Source organism: Actinomycetota bacterium (genome assembly GCA_013152275.1).
In the GTDB taxonomy this organism is placed as follows: Bacteria; Actinomycetota; Acidimicrobiia; order Spongiisociales; family UBA4744; genus BMS3Bbin01.
This window is the reverse complement of sequence record JAADGS010000018.1, coordinates 107,658-125,819: the sequence shown is the minus strand read 5'-3', so window position 1 is coordinate 125,819 and position 18,162 is coordinate 107,658. Positions and strand designations below refer to the sequence as shown.

19 protein-coding genes are annotated in these 18,162 nt (G+C 65.1%); 4 read left to right on the top strand and 15 right to left on the bottom strand.

Annotated features, from left to right (window positions below; translation table 11 throughout):
* Nucleotides 1–49 precede the first annotated feature (49 nt).
* From GXP34_01850 to cpaB, 12 genes are all read right to left on the bottom strand, one after another.
* Nucleotides 50–451, bottom strand: coding sequence for a universal stress protein (locus GXP34_01850; GenBank protein NOY54708.1), 402 nt, complete (start codon nucleotides 449–451; stop codon nucleotides 50–52).
* Between the two features lie 7 nt (nucleotides 452–458).
* Nucleotides 459–2,075: a glycerol kinase GlpK gene (gene glpK, locus GXP34_01845; GenBank protein ID NOY54707.1), complete on the bottom strand. Its 1,617-nt coding sequence runs from the start codon at nucleotides 2,073–2,075 to the stop codon at nucleotides 459–461.
* A complete protein-coding gene (locus tag GXP34_01840) occupies nucleotides 1,987–2,571 on the bottom strand; it encodes an aminoacyl-tRNA hydrolase (protein ID NOY54706.1) in 585 nt (194 codons plus the stop codon). Before GXP34_01840 ends, glpK begins: the two co-directional genes overlap by 89 nt.
* A gap of 8 nt (nucleotides 2,572–2,579) precedes the next feature.
* Entirely contained in the window at nucleotides 2,580–3,227 is a 648-nt protein-coding gene (locus GXP34_01835; protein NOY54705.1) for a 50S ribosomal protein L25, read from the bottom strand.
* A gap of 174 nt (nucleotides 3,228–3,401) precedes the next feature.
* The gene (locus GXP34_01830; protein ID NOY54704.1) at nucleotides 3,402–3,713 is read right to left on the bottom strand and encodes a hypothetical protein; all 312 of its coding nucleotides are present in this window, start codon (nucleotides 3,711–3,713) and stop codon (nucleotides 3,402–3,404) included.
* An 82-nt stretch (nucleotides 3,714–3,795) separates the two neighbouring features.
* Complete coding sequence (locus GXP34_01825) at nucleotides 3,796–4,188, bottom strand: hypothetical protein (GenBank protein ID NOY54703.1); 393 nt, start codon at nucleotides 4,186–4,188, stop codon at nucleotides 3,796–3,798.
* Nucleotides 4,185–4,559, bottom strand: coding sequence for a hypothetical protein (locus GXP34_01820; protein ID NOY54702.1), 375 nt, complete (start codon nucleotides 4,557–4,559; stop codon nucleotides 4,185–4,187). The genes GXP34_01825 and GXP34_01820 overlap by 4 nt, the downstream gene beginning before the upstream one ends.
* 131 nt (nucleotides 4,560–4,690) lie before the next feature.
* Complete coding sequence (locus GXP34_01815; GenBank protein NOY54701.1) at nucleotides 4,691–4,858, bottom strand: hypothetical protein; 168 nt, start codon at nucleotides 4,856–4,858, stop codon at nucleotides 4,691–4,693.
* A gap of 13 nt (nucleotides 4,859–4,871) precedes the next feature.
* Nucleotides 4,872–6,668: a hypothetical protein gene (locus GXP34_01810; protein NOY54700.1), complete on the bottom strand. Its 1,797-nt coding sequence runs from the start codon at nucleotides 6,666–6,668 to the stop codon at nucleotides 4,872–4,874.
* On the bottom strand, nucleotides 6,665–7,936 hold the full coding sequence (locus tag GXP34_01805) for a CpaF family protein (protein NOY54699.1): 1,272 nt from the start codon (nucleotides 7,934–7,936) through the stop codon (nucleotides 6,665–6,667). The genes GXP34_01810 and GXP34_01805 overlap by 4 nt, the downstream gene beginning before the upstream one ends.
* On the bottom strand, nucleotides 7,933–9,072 hold the full coding sequence (locus tag GXP34_01800) for a hypothetical protein (GenBank protein ID NOY54698.1): 1,140 nt from the start codon (nucleotides 9,070–9,072) through the stop codon (nucleotides 7,933–7,935). The genes GXP34_01805 and GXP34_01800 overlap by 4 nt, the downstream gene beginning before the upstream one ends.
* The gene (gene cpaB / locus GXP34_01795) at nucleotides 9,069–9,659 is read right to left on the bottom strand and encodes a Flp pilus assembly protein CpaB (protein ID NOY54697.1); all 591 of its coding nucleotides are present in this window, start codon (nucleotides 9,657–9,659) and stop codon (nucleotides 9,069–9,071) included. The genes GXP34_01800 and cpaB overlap by 4 nt, the downstream gene beginning before the upstream one ends.
* Nucleotides 9,660–9,814: 155 nt before the next feature.
* Here cpaB and GXP34_01790 point away from each other — a divergent pair, with 155 nt between their 5' ends.
* Entirely contained in the window at nucleotides 9,815–10,324 is a 510-nt protein-coding gene (locus GXP34_01790) for a hypothetical protein (GenBank protein ID NOY54696.1), read from the top strand.
* Between the two features lie 36 nt (nucleotides 10,325–10,360).
* Here the strand turns inward: GXP34_01790 and GXP34_01785 are convergent, their stop codons facing one another.
* Nucleotides 10,361–10,579 carry a helix-turn-helix domain-containing protein gene (locus tag GXP34_01785; protein NOY54695.1) on the bottom strand — a complete coding sequence of 73 codons (219 nt, stop codon included), beginning with the start codon at nucleotides 10,577–10,579 and terminating at the stop codon, nucleotides 10,361–10,363.
* Between the two features lie 180 nt (nucleotides 10,580–10,759).
* Here GXP34_01785 and GXP34_01780 point away from each other — a divergent pair, with 180 nt between their 5' ends.
* Both GXP34_01780 and GXP34_01775 read left to right on the top strand, forming a co-directional pair.
* A complete protein-coding gene (locus GXP34_01780; GenBank protein ID NOY54694.1) occupies nucleotides 10,760–11,257 on the top strand; it encodes a DUF2587 domain-containing protein in 498 nt (165 codons plus the stop codon).
* A gap of 81 nt (nucleotides 11,258–11,338) precedes the next feature.
* Nucleotides 11,339–14,014 (top strand): PAS domain S-box protein, encoded by a 2,676-nt coding sequence (locus GXP34_01775; protein ID NOY54693.1) that lies wholly within the window; start codon nucleotides 11,339–11,341, stop codon nucleotides 14,012–14,014.
* A gap of 12 nt (nucleotides 14,015–14,026) precedes the next feature.
* On the opposite strand, the gene GXP34_01770 is transcribed toward GXP34_01775, so the two are convergent.
* Together GXP34_01770 and GXP34_01765 are read right to left on the bottom strand one after the other, a co-directional pair.
* Nucleotides 14,027–14,212, bottom strand: a complete 186-nt coding sequence (locus tag GXP34_01770) for a hypothetical protein (GenBank protein NOY54692.1) — start codon at nucleotides 14,210–14,212, stop codon at nucleotides 14,027–14,029.
* Nucleotides 14,213–14,235: 23 nt separating this feature from the next.
* A complete protein-coding gene (locus GXP34_01765; protein ID NOY54691.1) occupies nucleotides 14,236–16,227 on the bottom strand; it encodes a CBS domain-containing protein in 1,992 nt (663 codons plus the stop codon).
* 535 nt (nucleotides 16,228–16,762) lie between these two features.
* Between GXP34_01765 and GXP34_01760 the strand changes: the two genes are divergently transcribed.
* Nucleotides 16,763–18,121, top strand: a complete 1,359-nt coding sequence (locus tag GXP34_01760) for a Glu/Leu/Phe/Val dehydrogenase (protein NOY54690.1) — start codon at nucleotides 16,763–16,765, stop codon at nucleotides 18,119–18,121.
* Nucleotides 18,122–18,162 lie beyond the last annotated feature (41 nt).

Genomic DNA, 18,162 nt, shown 5'->3' with positions numbered 1-18,162 from the left:
CTGGTATCTCGTACCTGGTGCCAGGTACGAGATGCCGGGTACGAGATACTCAGTATTTCGCTTTGACGGCGAGCACGGGGCAGTGGGCGCCGAGGAGAATCTCCTGGGCGTTGCTGCCGAGCAGCAGCTTTCCCACGGCGGAGCGCTTCCGCAGCCCGATCACGATCAGGCCGGCACCCTCGTCGTCGGCTGCCTTGATGAGGTCCTCGGAAGGTGAATACCCTCGCACATACTCATGGACGCTGTGCGCAACGCCCTCCTCGTCGAGGCGTCTCTCGATTTCGTCGAGTTCCTCTCGATAGGCGAGCACATGCTCCGCTTTCTCGTGGTCGCCGCCCATCATCGAATGCACCACGACCAATTCGCCATTGCGTAACTTCGCCTCATCGATTGCCGCCTGCAGTGCCGCTTCGCCTTCCTGAGTCCTGATAAAGCCGACCACGATCTTCATGCTGCTCCTACTCCTTTGCCGCTCTTTCGAGGCTACCAGCCGGCACCCACCCGAGCGTCCGTTCGACCGCCTGGTTCCATCGTGCGTACAGTGCGTCTCGCCGTTTCTCGCCCATCGCCGGCGTCCATCGCGAACTCTCGCTCCAATTCGCCCGCAGATCCGCCGGGCCGTCCCAGTACTCGACCGCGAGTCCGGCCGCATAGGCCGCGCCGAGCGCCGTCGTCTCCACGACCTCCGGTCGAATCACGGGTACTCCCAGAACGTCGGCCTGGAACTGCATCAACAACCCGTCGACGACCATGCCGCCGTCGACCTTGAGCTCTCTCAACTGCACACCGGAATCCGCGCGCATCGCGTCGAGCACTTCCCGGGTCTGAAATGCCGTCGATTCCAGGGCCGCCCGCGCAATATGCCCTGATGTTGCGAACCGTGTCAGTCCGACGATCGCTCCCCGCGCGTCGGCACGCCATCGAGGGGCAAAGAGACCGCTGAACGCCGGGACAAAGTACACGTCCCCGTTGTCGGACACCGTCTTGGCCAATGCCTCGACATCGCCGGATCGCTCGATGATGCCGAGATTGTCCCGCAGCCACTGGACGATGGCGCCCGCCACGGCGATCGAGCCCTCCAGCGCGTACACGGCGGGCTCCGACCCGATGCGGTAGCCGACGGTGGTGAGCAGTCCGTTCTTGGACGGCACCGGCCGCCCACCCGTGTTCATGAGCATGAAGCAGCCGGTTCCGTACGTGTTCTTGGCATCGCCCGGATCGAAGCACGCCTGTCCGAACAGGGCTGCCTGCTGGTCTCCAAGAATCCCGCCAACGGGAACTCCCTCGAGCGGCCCTGCTGCCGTGCCGAACACGCCGACGGAAGATCGGATCTCGGGAAGCATCGCACGCGGGATACCCATCTCTGCGAGCAGGGTCTCGTCCCACTGGAGTGTCTCCAGGTCCATCAGCAAGGTGCGGCTTGCATTCGTCACGTCGGTCGCATGCACACCGGTGAGCTTCCAGAGCAGCCACGTGTCCATGGTCCCGAACAGCACGTCGCCGGATTCGGCACGAGCTCTCAGCTCGGCCGACCGTTCCAGCAGCCATGCGATCTTCGGACCCGAGAAGTAGGTGGCGATCGGGAGCCCCGTGCGAGACCGGAATCGGTCGGGCCCCTCTGCTCCACCAAGGTGCTCACAGAGTTCTGCGGTGCGTGTGTCCTGCCACACGATCGCATTGTGAACGGGCGTCCCGGTGGCTCTGTCCCACAGAACGGTCGTTTCGCGCTGATTGGTGATCCCGACCGCCGCCAGGTCCGAAGCGGTGAGGCCGCCGGCCGAAAGGGCGCCTTCGACAACCTCGACCGTCCGATCCCAGATCTCGGATGCGTCATGTTCGACCCATCCCGGTCTCGGGAATATCTGTCGATGTTCTTTCTGTGCAGACGAGACGACCATTCCGGCATGGTCGAAGACCATGCAGCGGCTGCTCGTCGTCCCCTGATCGATGGCAGCGACGAACAATGGAACCTCCTTCGCCGTCACCCTACCGAGGATCCTGCGGCCGTCGACCACCGGCGGCCTGCACGGCGCTCTCGGGATCGACGAGATACTGCTCGATGACGTCCGCGGCATCGCTGATGAGCCGGTCGATCTCGGGACGTTCGTCCTTGCCGAATCTCTGCAGCACGAATGCTGCAGGGTCCATGCGCCCCGGTGGACGTCCGATACCGATCTTGAGTCGGTAGAAGTCCCGGCTGCCTATGGTGGCGACGATCGAGCGCACCCCGTTGTGGCCACCGGATCCTCGCCCGTAGTGCAGGCGAAGTCGGCCGAACGGAAGATCGATGTCATCGTGCGTGACGAGAAGATCGTCGGTGCTCGCACCGTAGTAGCGCAGGATGGATGCCACCGGCGGTCCCGAGACGTTCATCGCAACACGAGGGAGGGCCAGGATCACATCGACCCCGCCGATGCTCCCTTGGGCCACGGAAGCGGCCACGCGCCGCGGGCCGCGACGGAGGCGAAAGCCCCATCGCTCCGCGACGGCCTCGACGACTTCCCCTCCGACGTTGTGTCTGGTCCCGTCGTAGCGCCGCTCTGGATTGCGCAGGCCGACGATCACCTTCATACGGGTGGCTACTCGCCTTCCGGTTCTTCGCCCTCTTCGCCCTCTTCGCCCTCGACGCCCTCTTCGAGTTCCTCACCCTCGACGGCCTCTTCGGCAACGATCGCCGCAGGCACGACGATGGTGACGACCGGGTCGTCCGGGTCGTCGAGATACTCGACGCCTTCGATGGCGGGAAGGTCGGAGATGCGCAGCGTGTCGCCGATCGTCATCTCCGTGATGTCCACGACGATCGACTGTGGGATCTCTGTCGGCAGGGCCTCCACCTCGACACTGTTGCGAATCGTCTCGACGATGCCACCTTCTATGACACCCTCGGACTCGCCGATCAGCTCGATGCCGACTTCGACCTGTGTCTTCTCCGTGAGTGAGATCGTGACGAAGTCGAGGTGCGTGATCTCGCCGCGGACGGGATGCCGCTGCAGCTCACGGGCCATGGTCAGCTGGGAGGCGCCATCTTCGATCTCGAGGTTGATGAGCGCGTTGAGGCCCGCATCCGAGTGCAGCACCGCGTACAGCTCGCGAGCATTCACGGCGATCGCGACGGGCTCCAGGCCCCTACCGTAGACGACGGCGGGGACCAGACCCTGGCGCCGCAACCTTCGTGAGGGCCGACTCCCTCGCTCGCGCCCTGTTTCGGCGCGCAGCGTGACTTGCATGACGTAACTCCTTGGAAGAAGAGGTGGAACGGTGATTATGCCTCGTTCCGTCGTCTTCAACAAGGCGAGCCGGTCATCGGTCGACAGCCTGCAGGAGTCGCGACGTTCGCCCTACGGTCCCGCATGCCGGGTAGGTTGCGATACCAGGTACAAAGTACGAAGTACCGCGTTCGGTCAGCTTCCGCGTTGGGGGTGCGCCGTGGAGCGCACGCGAACCCGGAGCGGTTCGTCGCCGGGAGCCATGATCTCGAGCAAGGTCAGATCCACGTCGCGCTCCACGGTCACCGTGATCTCCTGCGGGGTCACCTGCACCCGCCACCGGAGCGACGCGGCATCCGGCTCGGCCGCGATGACCCGGTCGGCGAGCGAGCGTGCTCTCGGGGCATCGAGTCGAAGTTCTCCGTTGCGCCACGCCATCTCATCGATGCCGGAGGCGCCGGCGACCGCCGCGCGGCGACCGCCTTTCGCACGGCGAGTCCCCGCCACAGGTCCAGCGACAACCCCCCGAGCGCCATCACCAGGATGACGAGCCCCAACACCCAGATCGTGATCGATCCGCGGTCCCTGCTCACGGATAGCTCCGGTACGGATCCACCTGTTCGGTGTGGTGAACGGTCCAGGTCACCGACCCGAACTCACCGACTCCGGGAATGACGATCGCGGGCATGCGGACGTCCACCGTTGCCGTGACGAGCCCGCCACGTCCGACACTCCCGCCGAGGGTCACGGTGACATCCTCACGATCGACGCCGTAGTTGAGCGCCGCGCGTGTAACCAGATCTCCGGTGTCGGCGAACTCTGCGGTGGCGGCGGCGGTGCGAGCGACGTTCCGGGCGATCTCACGCGCCATCATCTGACGCTCCACCCACGGGGCGAAACTCAGCACGAGCAGAACGGCTGGAATGAGCAGAAGGCCTACGGCTGCTGCAAGTTCGAGGGGCGCAGATCCGCGATCCTTCACGGCGCAGCCTCTTTGACACTCTGCGCAGACACGGTGAAGGTCCAGTCGGGCACTCCCGGTATCCACGAGCGAAACGTCACGTTCGCATCGGCGCTCACCAACACCCCATCGGTCGAACACCTCGCAGCGACCCCCTCGCCCATCGTTCCTCCGAGCAGGTCACCGAGGGTGTCTGCGAGAGCCCTTTCGCAGTCTTCGAGTCCGGCGGCCGAGGGGGCACCTGCCCTCACCCCTTCGTTGAGCGCCCCTCGGACGACCCCCTTGCCGTACTGGAAAACGATCATGTTCGCCAAGAAGACGAAGAACATCAGCCCAAGCCCGGCGGCGAGAACGAACTGCGCGGTCGCAAAGCCGCACGACCCGTCACGCACCGGCTTCGGGGCACCATGCCCGTCATCCCGCCGTGACACGCACCGTTGCTCGTGACCGGACTCGGCGCTCGAACCCCGAAGCGGGGATGCCGGGCTCCACCTGCCGCTCGTCCAACCGGTTGCGTGCGCCGTCAGCCGAGCAGCTGCGCGCGAATCCATGCAACGATGTCCAGCCCGAGCGCCTGGAGAGCGGCCCAGATGGCGATCAACGCGATGATCGCCAGCGCCGCGTTTCCGAGGAGTTCCGCAGTGTTCAGCCCCCTCTCGTCCCGATGAATCATCTCCATGATCGCCTGCATGACTACCCCTTCCCTAGAGGCCGCCGAACACGATGCTCGGCAGCGGTGCCGCCACGAACAGCAGCATGATTGGTGCGAGAATCGCGATGGTCGGAATCAACATCGCGGCGCGTCGCTTCGTCGCAGCACGCCTGATGGCTTCTCGCCGTGCTTCCCGGACGTCTTCCCCGAGGGCCAGTAGCGCGCCCGCCAGGTCCGTTCCCCGCTCCTCGGCCGACGACAACAGCCAGTAGGTTCTGGCGGCGTGCGGCTCCGGTGTCGAGTGTGCGATGCGAGCGAGTGCCTCCGACGCCGGCACTCCGCTGCGATGCAGTCGCAAGGCCTCGGCGAGTTCTCCCGCCATTGCTCCCACGCCCCGCGAGACGACGTACTGGACGGCCTGGACGACTCCGCCGCCCACTCTCACCCGCATGGAGAGCAGCTGGTTGATCGTGTATACCTCGATCCGCAGACGCATCCTGCGGTCATCGATCGCCTTGTCGAGACGACCCCTCCAGCGGGTGGCTCCCACGATGAACCCCAGGCCGCCCACGGCCAGGGCAGCACTCGTATCGAGTCCCACCACCGTCGCCACGAGGAACGCGGCGCCCGTGGCCAGTGCGGTGGAGAACAGCTGGCGAAGCCGGTACTCGGCCAGACGGCGCCCCTCGTCGACCGTCGGGAACAGACCCGCCTGGCGCAGCTTGCGTCGCATCTCGAGTTCGCTCGAGCCGTCCACGATCCGGCCGAGTCGCCGGCCTGCTCTGTCGAGCATCACCTTCAGGATCCCGACGACCGATGCCTGGCCCGCCCGACCGAGCTCGGGTGTTCCCCCGAGACTGACCGTGCTCGCAACACTGTAGGGACGGACCCGCGGGCCGAGTCGGGGCATCGGCTTCGCCACCAGAGACACTGCCGCGACCACCGCAATCCCCGTGCTCAGGGCGACAGCCAAGGCGATCACCGGGCACCTCCCGCGGGAGCGAAGACCCTCGGCTCGTCCACGCCCGAGACGGGCGACCAGCCACATCCCGAGGGCGCTCAGCGCGGCCCCGACGGTCACCACGAGGACGCCCGCCGGGCTCCGGTAGAAATCCCGGAATGCCCCGTCACGCAACGTGAGGGCCACCAAGACCAGCCACGGCAGCACGAACACGGCGCGAGCGTTGATCTTCTGCTCGAGCGATTCGGTCCTGATCTCTTCCAGCGCCCACAGATCGCGAGTGGCGGCCTCGGCAAGATCCTCCAGGATCTCGGAGATGGCGGCGCCTCCGCGCTCCTGGGCGAGTATCAGCACCTCCAGCACGCGATCCGACGAGGGATCCGCCAGTTCGCTCTTGACGATCTCGAGTGCGGCAATGACCCCGACCGTTCGTGCCATGAGCGGGAATCCGGCAAACGCGGCCCGCAGAGGGACCGGCCCCCGCTCGGAGAGCCGATCCAGAGAGCGCGCGAGCGACATGCCCGACGCGACCGACGCGACGAGATCCCTCAGTCCGTCCGGCCACGCCGCATGCACCTCTTCCATACGGCGCGCCCTGCGACGCGACACCGAGAGCACCGGAAGCGATGCCACGGCGATCGCGGGGAACACGGAGACGATCGGGCTTTTTGTGGCCGCCACGAACATGACCAATGCCACGAAGCCGAACGCGACGATCGCGACGATGAACGAGAGCGGCGCGAGGTCGACCCCTGCCTGGGTCAGCCACAGTCTCGTCTTGGCGAGATGAGCGGCCTTACGACGGGACCGGGCGGGAGTCACTCCTCCGAGAGCGGCGGCGACCAGGACCACGAACGTGCCGGTGGCAAGGGCGGCAAGCAAGATCACAACGGTGACAGTCTCCCCTCGAAGATCGAGCGCAGTGTCATGCCCTCGGGGAGGGACCGCTGGATGCGTCTCGTGAGGTCGTCGGGTGGGAACACACCGGTCCATTCGAGCGGCCCGCCCAGGTCGCTTCGGAGAAAGATCGGTTCCGTCGTGAAGTCGTCGTGCAGCGACGGAACGACGGAGAGCACCTCCATGACTCGTCGCCGGAGGCCACGATCCGACCGCACCGACGTGTCTCTGTCGAGATGCACGACGAAGTCGATGCAGGAAGCGAAGACGTTGCGAACGACCGATTCGGTGACGTTCTCCCCTGCCATCAGCGCCGCGTTGACCAGTGCAGAGAGCGCCTCACGCGCAGAGTTCGCGTGTACCGTGCACGAGAACCCGCAGCCTGCGTTGACGGCCCGCGTGAGTTCGAAGGCTTCGGCGCCACGAACCTCCCCCACGACGATCCGGTCCGGCCGCATCGCCAAGATGATCTTGACGAGATCTCGCAGCGGTATCGCCCCCGACCCGTCGAGCGACGGTGGCCGAGCCTCGTAATAGGAGCCGTGAACGATCGGGACATGCAACTCGCGAACTTCTTCACAGCTTCGCAGGCAGTCTCCCGGTGGGATGGCGGCGATCAGCGCGGCAAGCATCGACGTCTTGCCCGCCCCGGGAGGCCCGGAAACGATGATGCTCGAGTTCGCCTGTGTCACGGCCCACAAGAACCCGGCCGCCGACGGTGTCATCGAGCCGAGTTCGACCAGCGACGCGAGCGTCTCCCGGCGAAGCGCATACCTGCGGATCGTGACCGAGAGGCGATCGGCGATCGGCGGCATGACGGCGGTCAATCGGGCCGAGTCTCGCAAGACCCTGGCCTGCACGATCGGGTTCGCCACATCGAGATGACGATCCGTGTCCGCCAGAAGCCGGTCGACCACGCGCCGGTTCTCCTCCTCCGTGGTGGGACGGCTCAGCGCGTGCAATCTCCCGTCACCGTCGATGGAGGACACGCGGTCTCCTTCGATGAAGATCTCTTCAACCCCGGAATCGGTGAGTATGTCGGTGAGTGGGCCGAAGTCGGCGACGGCGTGAAAGACCCGCTCGATCATCTCTGCAGGATCGAGGAGCGCCTTGTTCCCACCGTGGTCGGCCTGTCGCTGATAGGTCCCGACCGCCTCGGTCACGGCGGCACGCGTCAGCTCGCGCTCGGCCTGCACGTCGAGCTTCCGCCGCTCGATGATCTGGACCGCGGCAGAGCGAATGTCGTCGTAGGCGCTCATGGAGCACTCCCGACCAGCGGAGCATCGGCGGCCAAGGCCGCCACCGCACGGGTGAATGCCCCTTTTCGGACGAGGCCTCCAGCCCAAGACGCCTGCTCCACGCGCCGGTCTGTCGGCAGGAACCTGAGCACGGACGGTTCGAAGATCCGCTCGATCTCACGGGCGACCTCGCTCCGTAGAAACGCTCCTTTCGGCGTCCTGTTGATGACCAGGCACAACCGAATATGCTCGTTCAGCACCTTGGTCTCCGCCACCCAGTCCAGCAACCGGGACACACCGAGCGGTGTGGGAACGCCGACACCGATCAGAACGTCGGCCATCGCGATGAGCCTCCTCGAGAGCCGGTACCGGCCATCGCCGGGAAGCCGCTCGACTCCGGAGCTGACATCGACGATCACACAATCCGCAGTCTTGGCCAGATCCTCGACGGCGACGACGACATCCGCCGGGCGGAGTTCGAACCAGTCACGAGGATTCGGAATCCCACAGACGACCCGGAATCCGGCACTGTCGTCGACGTCGCTCCCGATGTCCTCGCCGTGCCGGGAGTGCTCCACGAGTGTTCGCAGATTCGGTACGAGCGGCAGGCCGAGCCGTTGGGCGATCGATGGCGCGACATCGTCCGCATCGACGAGGACCGTCTGCGATCCACCATCCTGAAGCCGCCCTGCAAGGCCGATCGCTATCTCGGTGGAACCGGTGCCCCCATACGGCCCGCCAACGACCACGACCTTGCCGGAAGCTGCATGTTGGGCGAGTACCCGCGCAGCGCCCATCACCTCTCCGGGACGCATCTCGGCTATCCGATGCACGAATTCCTCGGCTGTCGCCTCCGCTCCGATGACGGCATCCACACCCATCCTCTGCAGCCGGTCACAGCCCTCGGGAAACTCTTCGTCGTCGTAGACACCAAGCACCTTGTGGCCACTGCCGTGGATCTCATCGATGAGCCTCTGGCTCAGGAATGACGTGGTGTCATCGATCACGAGTACTTCGAAGTCGCCACCCGTGGCTTCCTCCGGGCGCAAGATACGGGCTTTCACACGCACGCCACCATGGTCGACGGCGTGGCGATGCAACCGAGCCGCCCAGTCCCTCGGGGACAGCACGAGTGCGACCGCCGGGTCGATGTTCACGGCTGATCAACCGGCGGATAGACCAAGATCGAAGGTGGCGCCGACCCCGTCGAACGCACGAGGTCCAGCGTTCCTTCGGACAGGGCGGCTGCAACTTCGAGTGCCGATTGCGCGTCCAGGGCCACCGTGACCGCATAGCGGCCTGCGCCACCGAGCGCTCCGCCGGTTCCGTCACCGACCGTCAGCACCTCCGCCCCGACGAGAACGTACCGGGCGGCACCGTCCGCCGACTGGAGGATATCGACGCGGTCCCCCGGACGCAGCGCGCCTCCGACGGCATGCTCGGGATCCACCGGAATGCTCATCGCTCGCACGGTCGAGGAAGGCAACACGAAATCACGTTCGGACAGCAGGGTTCCCGACGGAATGGAGCGGGCGACCACCATACCGATGAGGCCATCCATCTCACCGGTTCCGACCATTCGATCCTCGACGTCGCTCTGCGCGTGCACGGGTGTGAACCCGATCATGTCCGTCTCGAGCCGGGCACCGGCCGGAATGTCCTCTACGGCGATGGCGACATTCACCGTGTTCTGTTGCGAGCGCAGAAACGCGAAGTTCAGAACCACCGCGACGAGACCCGCCACCAGCATCACCCAGTGACCTGTGGAAAACCGCCCCAACGGCCCCAACCTGGCGCTCACTCCTCCCAGCAGTTCCCTCCCCGTGAGGCGGCCATCATATCTTGCCGGTAGTGTGATTTGCCACTGGTTGGCAATTCGCCGAGGTGCTGCGAGAACTTGTGGATAACTGGAACGACGATCTGGAGCACACGTTGCGCTCCGAGGCGGAGGAGTCCGAGTCCGATGCCGCGAAGCTCGCGGCGCGTACGCGCACATTGAGTGACGTCGCGTTCGACGCGATGACTCGCGGCGACCTGGTGGCGGTGACCTCTTCCGATCGCTCGTACGTGGGAACGGTGCGGTACGCTCGCGGTGATCTGGTGTCGCTGGAAACCGATGGCGGCTGGATCGACGCCAATCTCTCCGGCCCGTTGCATCTCGTGATCAGGCGCCGTGCGTACTCGGACGGCTTCGATCGCGTCGCCGGCGCGAAGACGTTCAAGGCACGGCTCTCCGAGCACGAGCTCACCGGCGAGCCGATCGAGATCGTCGCCCCCCTCGCGGGGGTCTCCATGAAGGGACGCATCGCCGCCGTGGCGAAGGACCACCTGATGCTCACGACTGCCGACGGTCAGGACATCTTCGTTCCGCTGTCGCAGATCGCGTTCGTCGTTCGCCACAAGGGCTAGCGGTTCTTCAAAGCGCACTCGGCACGCATCCCCCCGTTACCCGCCTGACTCCAGATCGTCCTGCAACTCGCTTGCCGGATGTTGTTTCACGAACTCGATGATCTCGTCGTGGAAGAACCGGAACGTGCGCCCCCCGGGCAACCGGTAGGCGGGGATGCGTCCTTCTCTCGCGTACTTGCGCACCATCTGGATGTTCATGCCGAGCAGTTCGGCGACATGTGCCGTGTCGAGAATCTGTGGGTACTCGTCCGTCATACCATTCCTTGCTGTTTGACGTTAGTCTACAACATCCAACGGCTCGATGCCAGGGGTGGCAGCCGGCCCATTCCCGCCCCGCGACCTCACTCGCACCGGGCCGCGATACGAAGGACGAAGTACGAAATACGAAATCCCGGCCACATCCTCCGCCAGGCAAGGCACTAGGCTCGGCTCGTCATGGATGAACACACGATCCAACATACGGACGAGCACACCGGCGAGGGCACAGACGAGCAGGTGGTCGAGCAGGCCGACGAGCAGGCGGCGGAACCCGAGATCGTCGAGTCGGCGGTCACGCAACCGACCAAGCTGATCCGCATCGCGTCGATGACCCGAGCGATGCTCGACGAAGTTCGCCAGGCCCCCCTCGACGAGGCGGGGCGCAAACGACTCCTCGCCGTCTACACACGCACCCTGGAGGAGCTCAAAGAGGCGCTCTCGGTCGACTTGAGAGAGGAACTGGATGACGTGTTCCTCCCCCTCACTTCGCAGATCCCCTCCGAATCCGAACTCCGTATCGCCCAGGCGCAACTCGTCGGATGGCTCGAGGGACTCTTCCACGGCATCCAGGCGAGCTTGTGGACCCAGCAGATGGCGGCACAAGCTCAACTCCAGGAGGTCCGGTCCCGCAAATCGCTGGAAGCTCCCGACGTGACTGCGGGTCAATACCTTTAGCTCAAGACCGCCGCCGACACGGCCGATATCTGCGCCATGAACGGGCGCTTCCCGAAAACCGTTGCGCGCTCATTGTTGCGCTTGCGAGCAATTGGATACGCCATTGCCGTGCCGGTGCTCGCGGTCGTTTGGTGGCTGCATCGCTCGCCCGATGTGGGGATCCTCGTCATCGCGGCAACCCTCGCCCTGACCTGGAACACCGTATGGCCCCAGAAGGCCGGCACGACCAGGGCTCTGGCGATCGATCTCGCCGGGACCGGACTCATCTGGTGGATGTTCGGCCCCGTCCCGGCCGTCTACTTCCTCCTCGCCTACGTGGTCGTCATCGCAGCGATCCTCTTGGATCGAGACCAGGCACTGCGCATAATCACGGCAACCCTCGTGCTCATCCTCGGCATGGCTCTGGTACACCTGGCGGCCCGCGCACTGCCCTTCTTTCACGGCGCGACCAATGGCTGGATCGACTGGATCGGCGAGTTCGGTCTGCCACTCGCCATCGTGCTCTACACCGCGGTGATCATGCTCAACATCTCCAAGGTCGTCGACGAGTCACGCAGAGACCTTGCCGCAAGCGAGAAACGATTCCGTCTGTCGTTCGAAGGCGCCGCGATGGGGATGGTCATGTTCGAGCTCGAGGGCACGATCACCCAGGTGAATCCGGCGTTCTGTGAACAGGTCGGATACGACGAACCCACCCTTCTCACCATGTCGTGGCGAGATATCGTCCACGAGGACGATCAGGAAGCGGCCGAGCAGCGGCTCCGCGCCGCCCTCGACGGTGGTGTCACCCACTGGCAGATCGAGGATCGCTTCGTACGGTCGGACGGCTCGGTCTTTCGGGTCTGTATCGTCGCCACACTGATCCGTGACGAGGAAGGCAGTCCCCACTCCTACTTCGCGCAAACGCTCGACATCTCGGAACAAAAGGCCGCGGAAGAGGCCCTCGCCGCATCGGAGGAACGGTACCGAAGCCTGTTCGAAGGGATTCCGGCGGCCCTCTATCGGACGAATCCCGAGGGCCGGATCCTCGATGCGAACCCCGCCCTCGTCGAGCTGCTCGGGTATCCGGATCGAGAGACGATGCTCGACCTCGACGTGCACGACGCGTACGTCCGAAAAGCCCGGAGAAAAGAGATCATCGAAAGGCTCGAGACCGAAGGCAGGTTCATCGGTGTCGAGGAGCAGCTCCGCAGGTACGACGGAAGCACGATCTGGGTGCGGGACAGCTCCCGGGTGGTGTACGACGAGAACGGTGAGACCGCCTACTTCGAAGGCGCCCTGACCGATACCTCGGCACGCCACCGGGTGGAGGAAGCCCTGCGCGAGTCGGAGGCCCGGCTGCGAGCAATCTTCGAGCACGCCCCGATCGGCATCGCTGCAGTAGGCCTCGACCTGCAGATCATCGCCGCCAACGCAGAACTCGCCCTCATGCTCGGCAGGACCGTCGAAGAACTCGAGACGATGTCCATCGCCGACATCACCCATCCCGAGGACCGGCACATCGACGTCAGGCTCAGGGAACAGCTCCTCGCCGGCGATATCCCCTCCTACCGATTCTCGAAGCGATTCCTGCACGCCGACCATCACATCATCTGGGTCGAGTTCTCCGTCACCGTCGTCCATGACGATCAGGGTGCACCGGAACTGATGATCGGACTGATCCAGGACATCACCGAGCGCCGCAAGGCGGAGGCCGACCGGGACCAGATGATCAAGATCCTCGAGGCGACCCCGGACCTGGTCGGGATCATCGACGTCAAAGGCCACATGACGTACGTGAATCGCGCCGGGCGCGAATGGTACGGGCTCTCATCTCAGGGTTCTCTGCCGCCCCTGGACGTCGCCGAGATGATCGAGACGGACTCCGGAGAAAGTGTCATGGACATCTTCCGGACGCTGCGCACCTCGGGTTGGTGGACCGGTGACATGACCTTGCACTCCCCGAGCGGCGCGACGGTCCCAGGATCGTCCGTGGTGCTCGCACATCGCGACGACAACGGGACCATCACCCACATCTCGGCCACATTCCGAGACATGACAGAGCGCATCGAGACGCAACGCCGCCTGGAACGGCTCATCCAATCCAAGGACGAGTTCGTCGCTTCCGTCTCTCACGAGCTGCGCACCCCCCTCACGGCAGTGGTCGGCCTCGCCGAGGAGCTGCGATCCTCATGGAAGATCTTCTCCACCGATGAGATCAGCGAGTTCATGGGCCTGCTCGCCGACCAGGCCTCCGATGTCGCCAACCTGGTCGAGGACCTGCTGGTCGCCGCGCGCGCGGACATCGGCAAGGTGACGATCACCCCTCGAGTTGTCGAGATCACCGACGAGATCGAAAGGGTCGTCGCCGCGCTCGACGAGCCCTCCCAGCGACGCATCACGGTCACCGCCGACCACGCCGAGACGTGGGCCGATCCGGCCCGGCTCCGCCAGGTCATCCGCAACCTCATCACCAATGCCGTCCGCTACGGGGGCCGGCACATCGACGTGAGTACCGCGGTGGAGGACGGATTCGTCGCGCTGCACGTCTCCGACGACGGCCCAGGGATCAGCCCGGGGCTCGAGGAACAGATCTTCGAACCGTACGCGCGTGATCACGAACCGGGGTCCCAGCCGAATTCGGTCGGGCTCGGCCTGACCGTGTCGAGGCATCTCGCCCGACTCATGGGTGGCGACCTCGTCTACTCGGGCGGCGGGCGCAGCACGTTCACGCTGACGCTGCCCGAACCGGCAACCGCAGCGGCTCAGGCGTCCTGAGAGCGCGCCGTGCTACTCGGCCGCGTTCGATGAAGTTCGAATTGGTACGAGCACGGCTCCGGAGAGTGTGCTGACCCGGCCATCGTCCCAACGCACTTCGACGATCCCGTCACGAATCCCGACAACGACGCCGGTGCGCCCGACCTGACCGATCTTCTTGGTCAACTCCCGAACGTGCATGCCTTTACGAAGGGTCATGACTACTCCTCGACCCAATTCTATTACATGCCTACGGGACCTGCCATGCCGGTGTGCTCCATGCGGGCGACCAGTTCGTCTCTGGCTGCGTTCGTGCCGAACACCGTGATGACATCGCCTGCTTGCAGACGTGTATCCCCCCGAGGGACATAGACCGTCGTTCGGCGTCTGACGGAGACGATCGTGCTGTCCTCGGGCCACGAGACGTCTTTGAGGAGCTGCCCGCTGAGTTGCTCCGGCACCCGGATCTCGAAGAACGAGACGCCGGGCTCGGTCTTTCGTTGCAGACGGTCTCTCGCGAGTTGGACACCCGTGGCGGAGCCCAGAGCGATGTGGTACGCCCTGACGATATCTCTCCGCCGGAACATCCCCACGAGATGGGTCGGGTCGTCTTCCGCGACGACGGGGAGCCGCGAAACACCGATCGCCGCCATGCGTTCCAGCGCCTCACTCACCGGCGTATTGGCGGTAACGGTCACCGGACGGTGTGTCATCGCGTCGGCGACCAGACCGGTCGACTTGTACCGAAGGATGTCCGACATGCTCAACACACCGACGAGACGGCCGTGGTCGAGCACCGCAGCGCCATGATGACCATGTTCGTTGAGAATCTCGGCAGCCTCCTCCAGGGTCATGTGCGGAGCGACCGGGACCTGGCGCGACATCACGTCTCCGACCTTGATGGTGTCGAGGACGTCGACCTCCGAAGCGCGGGCCAGTTGGATGCCCTTGCGGATCAGCGGCATCGTGTACACGCTCTCCGGACTCAACACGTCGGCGATGAGGGTGGCGAGGGACACGGCGAGCATGAGCGGCAGCACGAGTTTGTAGTCCTGGGTGATCTCGAACACGATCAGAATCGAGGTCAGGGGCGCGCGAGCGACCGCCGCGAACATGGCAGCCATCCCGACGACGGCAAACGGGCCGGGTCGAAGCGCCGACAGTGTCCACGCAGGAGCCAGGAGCTCGGCGAGACCGGCACCGAAGGCCGCGCCGATGAAGAGGCTGGGCATGAACGCTCCGCCAGAACCGCCAGAACCGATCGTCACAGACGTGGTGACCATCTTCAGCACGGCGAGAACCATCAACAGCCACCAGATCTGGGTTCCGGAGACCGAGATGTTGACGATCCGTGCCACGAAGTCCTGTCCGGTGCCGAGCACGTCCGGCTCCACGACACCGATCAGCGCGATGACGAGCCCGGCGGCAAGGGGTCGCAGCCAGGGCCATCTCGAGAATCGATCCGAGATGTCCTCGACTGCTCCCAGTATCCGCAGGAATGCCCAGGCGAGGACGGCGATGGCGATCCCGAGCGCGGCGTAGACGAGCAGTTCCTGCCATTCTCTGTGTGCGATGAGGCCGTACGCCGGCGCCCTCAGGATCTCCTCTCCGCCGGATATGCTCCTGGTCGTCACGGCGGCGGCGACCGACGCGACGACCACTGCCGAGAGATGCCGAATCGAGAGTGTGCGCAGGATCACTTCCATGGCGAAGAGCATGCCTGCGATCGGAGCGTTGAAGCTCGCACCGATGGCAGCCCCCGCGCCGGCGGCGACCAGGCTCCGGACCTGATCCTCGCCCAGGTTCGTGTGCCGGGCGATGGACGAGCCGATCGTGGCCCCGATCTGCACGATCGGACCCTCCCGACCTCCCGAGCCACCCGCGCCCAGGGTCAGCGTCGTCACGATGAACTTCCAGATCACGGACCGGCTCGGTAGGTACCCGGCCCGTATCGTCAACCCCTCGACCGTTGCCGGGACGCCGTCGCCCTCGACCTCGGGCGACCACCGGCTCGCGATGAACCATGCCACCAGGATTGCGAGAGGGATGACGAGGAGCGGCACCCACCGCCCGAACGGAATCAGCGCGACCCGGTCGTGCACCCACTGGATCATCGCTATCAGCAGAGAGGCGGCCGCACCGACCAGGACACCGACGACGACGGCCAGGCCGAGGAAGCGGGCGGTGTCCCACTGTTCGTGGGCGCGGTCGAGTTTGAGGCGATCGATGGCCATGACTGCTCAACAATACTGCGAGTCGACGATCCGCAGTATTCGGCCTCTTGGGAGCCTGCTTCGCGACCCGCACGGGCCACGAAGTACCAGGTCCGAGGTGCACGGTGCTTCGTGCCTCGCATCGCGATTTCACGACGAAGTGAGCCCGTGGGGCGGGCGTCGCGGCTGTCGCCGGCCGCCGAAAGTCGGAAGCCGAACCCCCTGACCAATCCCCCCGGCGCACCATCGAGCGGTGCGCCCTGCCCCACTCGGCGGGCTCCCACGACTCGCAGTATTCGTCCTCTCGAGGGTCGACCCGCGGTCGTTGGGAACGTCGCCTGGAAGAAGCGCGGTTCGGGCGGCTCGCATGTGATCACGAGACCACCGATCGGCCACTTCGCCAGGGGGTATTCATAGTGACTTTTCCATCTCGACAACGTAGACTTCCCGGCGTGCCAGGTCCGGGATCGCACCAGCCGGCTCGAACCGAGACCACGCTCCACCGCAGGGGCATTCCTTGCGCACACCCAAAGCCGGCATGTCCAGAGGAGACACCATGACAGCGCCCGAGCGCGCCCTCGTAGAGGACCTCAACCCGAACCACATTGCTCGACATCAGTTCGAGCAGGTGATCCCGTACATACGGGAACTGGCTGAGTCCCCCGGCCTGACCGAGTGGCTGTTCGAACCGGAGCAGTCGGTCAACGTGACCTTGCCCATTCGCATGGATGACGGTCACATTGAAGTGTTCTACGGCTACCGGGTGCTCAACTCGGCGGTCCGCGGTCCCGGGAAGGGAGGCATCCGTTTCCACCCCCAGGTGAGTGAAGACGAGGTCCGGGCGCTGGCAGCCTGGATGACGCTCAAATGCGCCCTCGTCGACATTCCGTTCGGCGGCGCAAAGGGTGGCGTGCAGGTCGATCCCCGCAAGATCTCCCAACACGAGAAGGCTTCCATCACCCGCCGCTTCATCGCCGCCCTCGGCTCGAACATCGGCCCGTACACGGACATCCCCGCACCCGACGTCTACACCGACGCCCAAACCATGGCGTGGATCTTCGACACGTACTCGATGATGCACCCCGGACAGAACAACCGGCCGGTCGTGACCGGAAAGCCGCTCGACCTCGGTGGTTCACTCGGGCGCCCGACGGCCACCGCACAGGGAGCCTTGTTCGTGACCGAGCGGTTCCTCCATCTCGGCGGACGGCCCGACCTCGCCTCGCTCAAAGGAGCGACGGTGGCGATCCAGGGATTCGGCAACGCCGGTCGCAATGCGGCGATCTTGTTCGAACGCGCCGGAGCCACCATCGTTGCGGTGAGCGACTCGAAGGGTGGGATCTTCGACCCCAACGGCCTGGACATAGCTCGTGTCGAAGAGCACAAGGACCGCACCGGCAGTGTCGTCGAGCTCGACGGGACGAAGGCGCTCGCGCCGCTGGAAGTGCTCGAAGTACCGTGCGACATCCTGATTCCGGCCGCACTCGAGAATCAGATCACCGCAGCGAACGCGGATCGGATCAACGCCAAGGTCGTCGTGGAAGCCGCCAACGGCCCCACGACACCGACGGCCGACGAAGTCCTTGCAGCGAAGGGAATCCCCATCCTGCCCGACATCTTGGCCAACGCGGGCGGCGTCGTCGTCTCGTACTACGAGTGGGTGCAGAACATCGAAGACCAGCAGTGGGACGAGGAAGAGGTCCACGCGAAGCTCCGCAAGAAGATGTACCGGGCAACGGACAAAGTCATCTCGACCCTGGCCGACGTTCAGGAGGGAATCGAGGAGACTCGCGCCGTATGGTCGCAATCCCATCCGGGAGAAGAAGTCCCCTATCCCCACCTGAGGACCGCTGCGTACATCGTGGCTGCAGGTAGGTGTGCCACCGCCGCCTCCCACCGCGGCATCTGGCCGTAATCAGCTCAGATCGACAGATGGGTGGCGGGCCTTCACGGGCC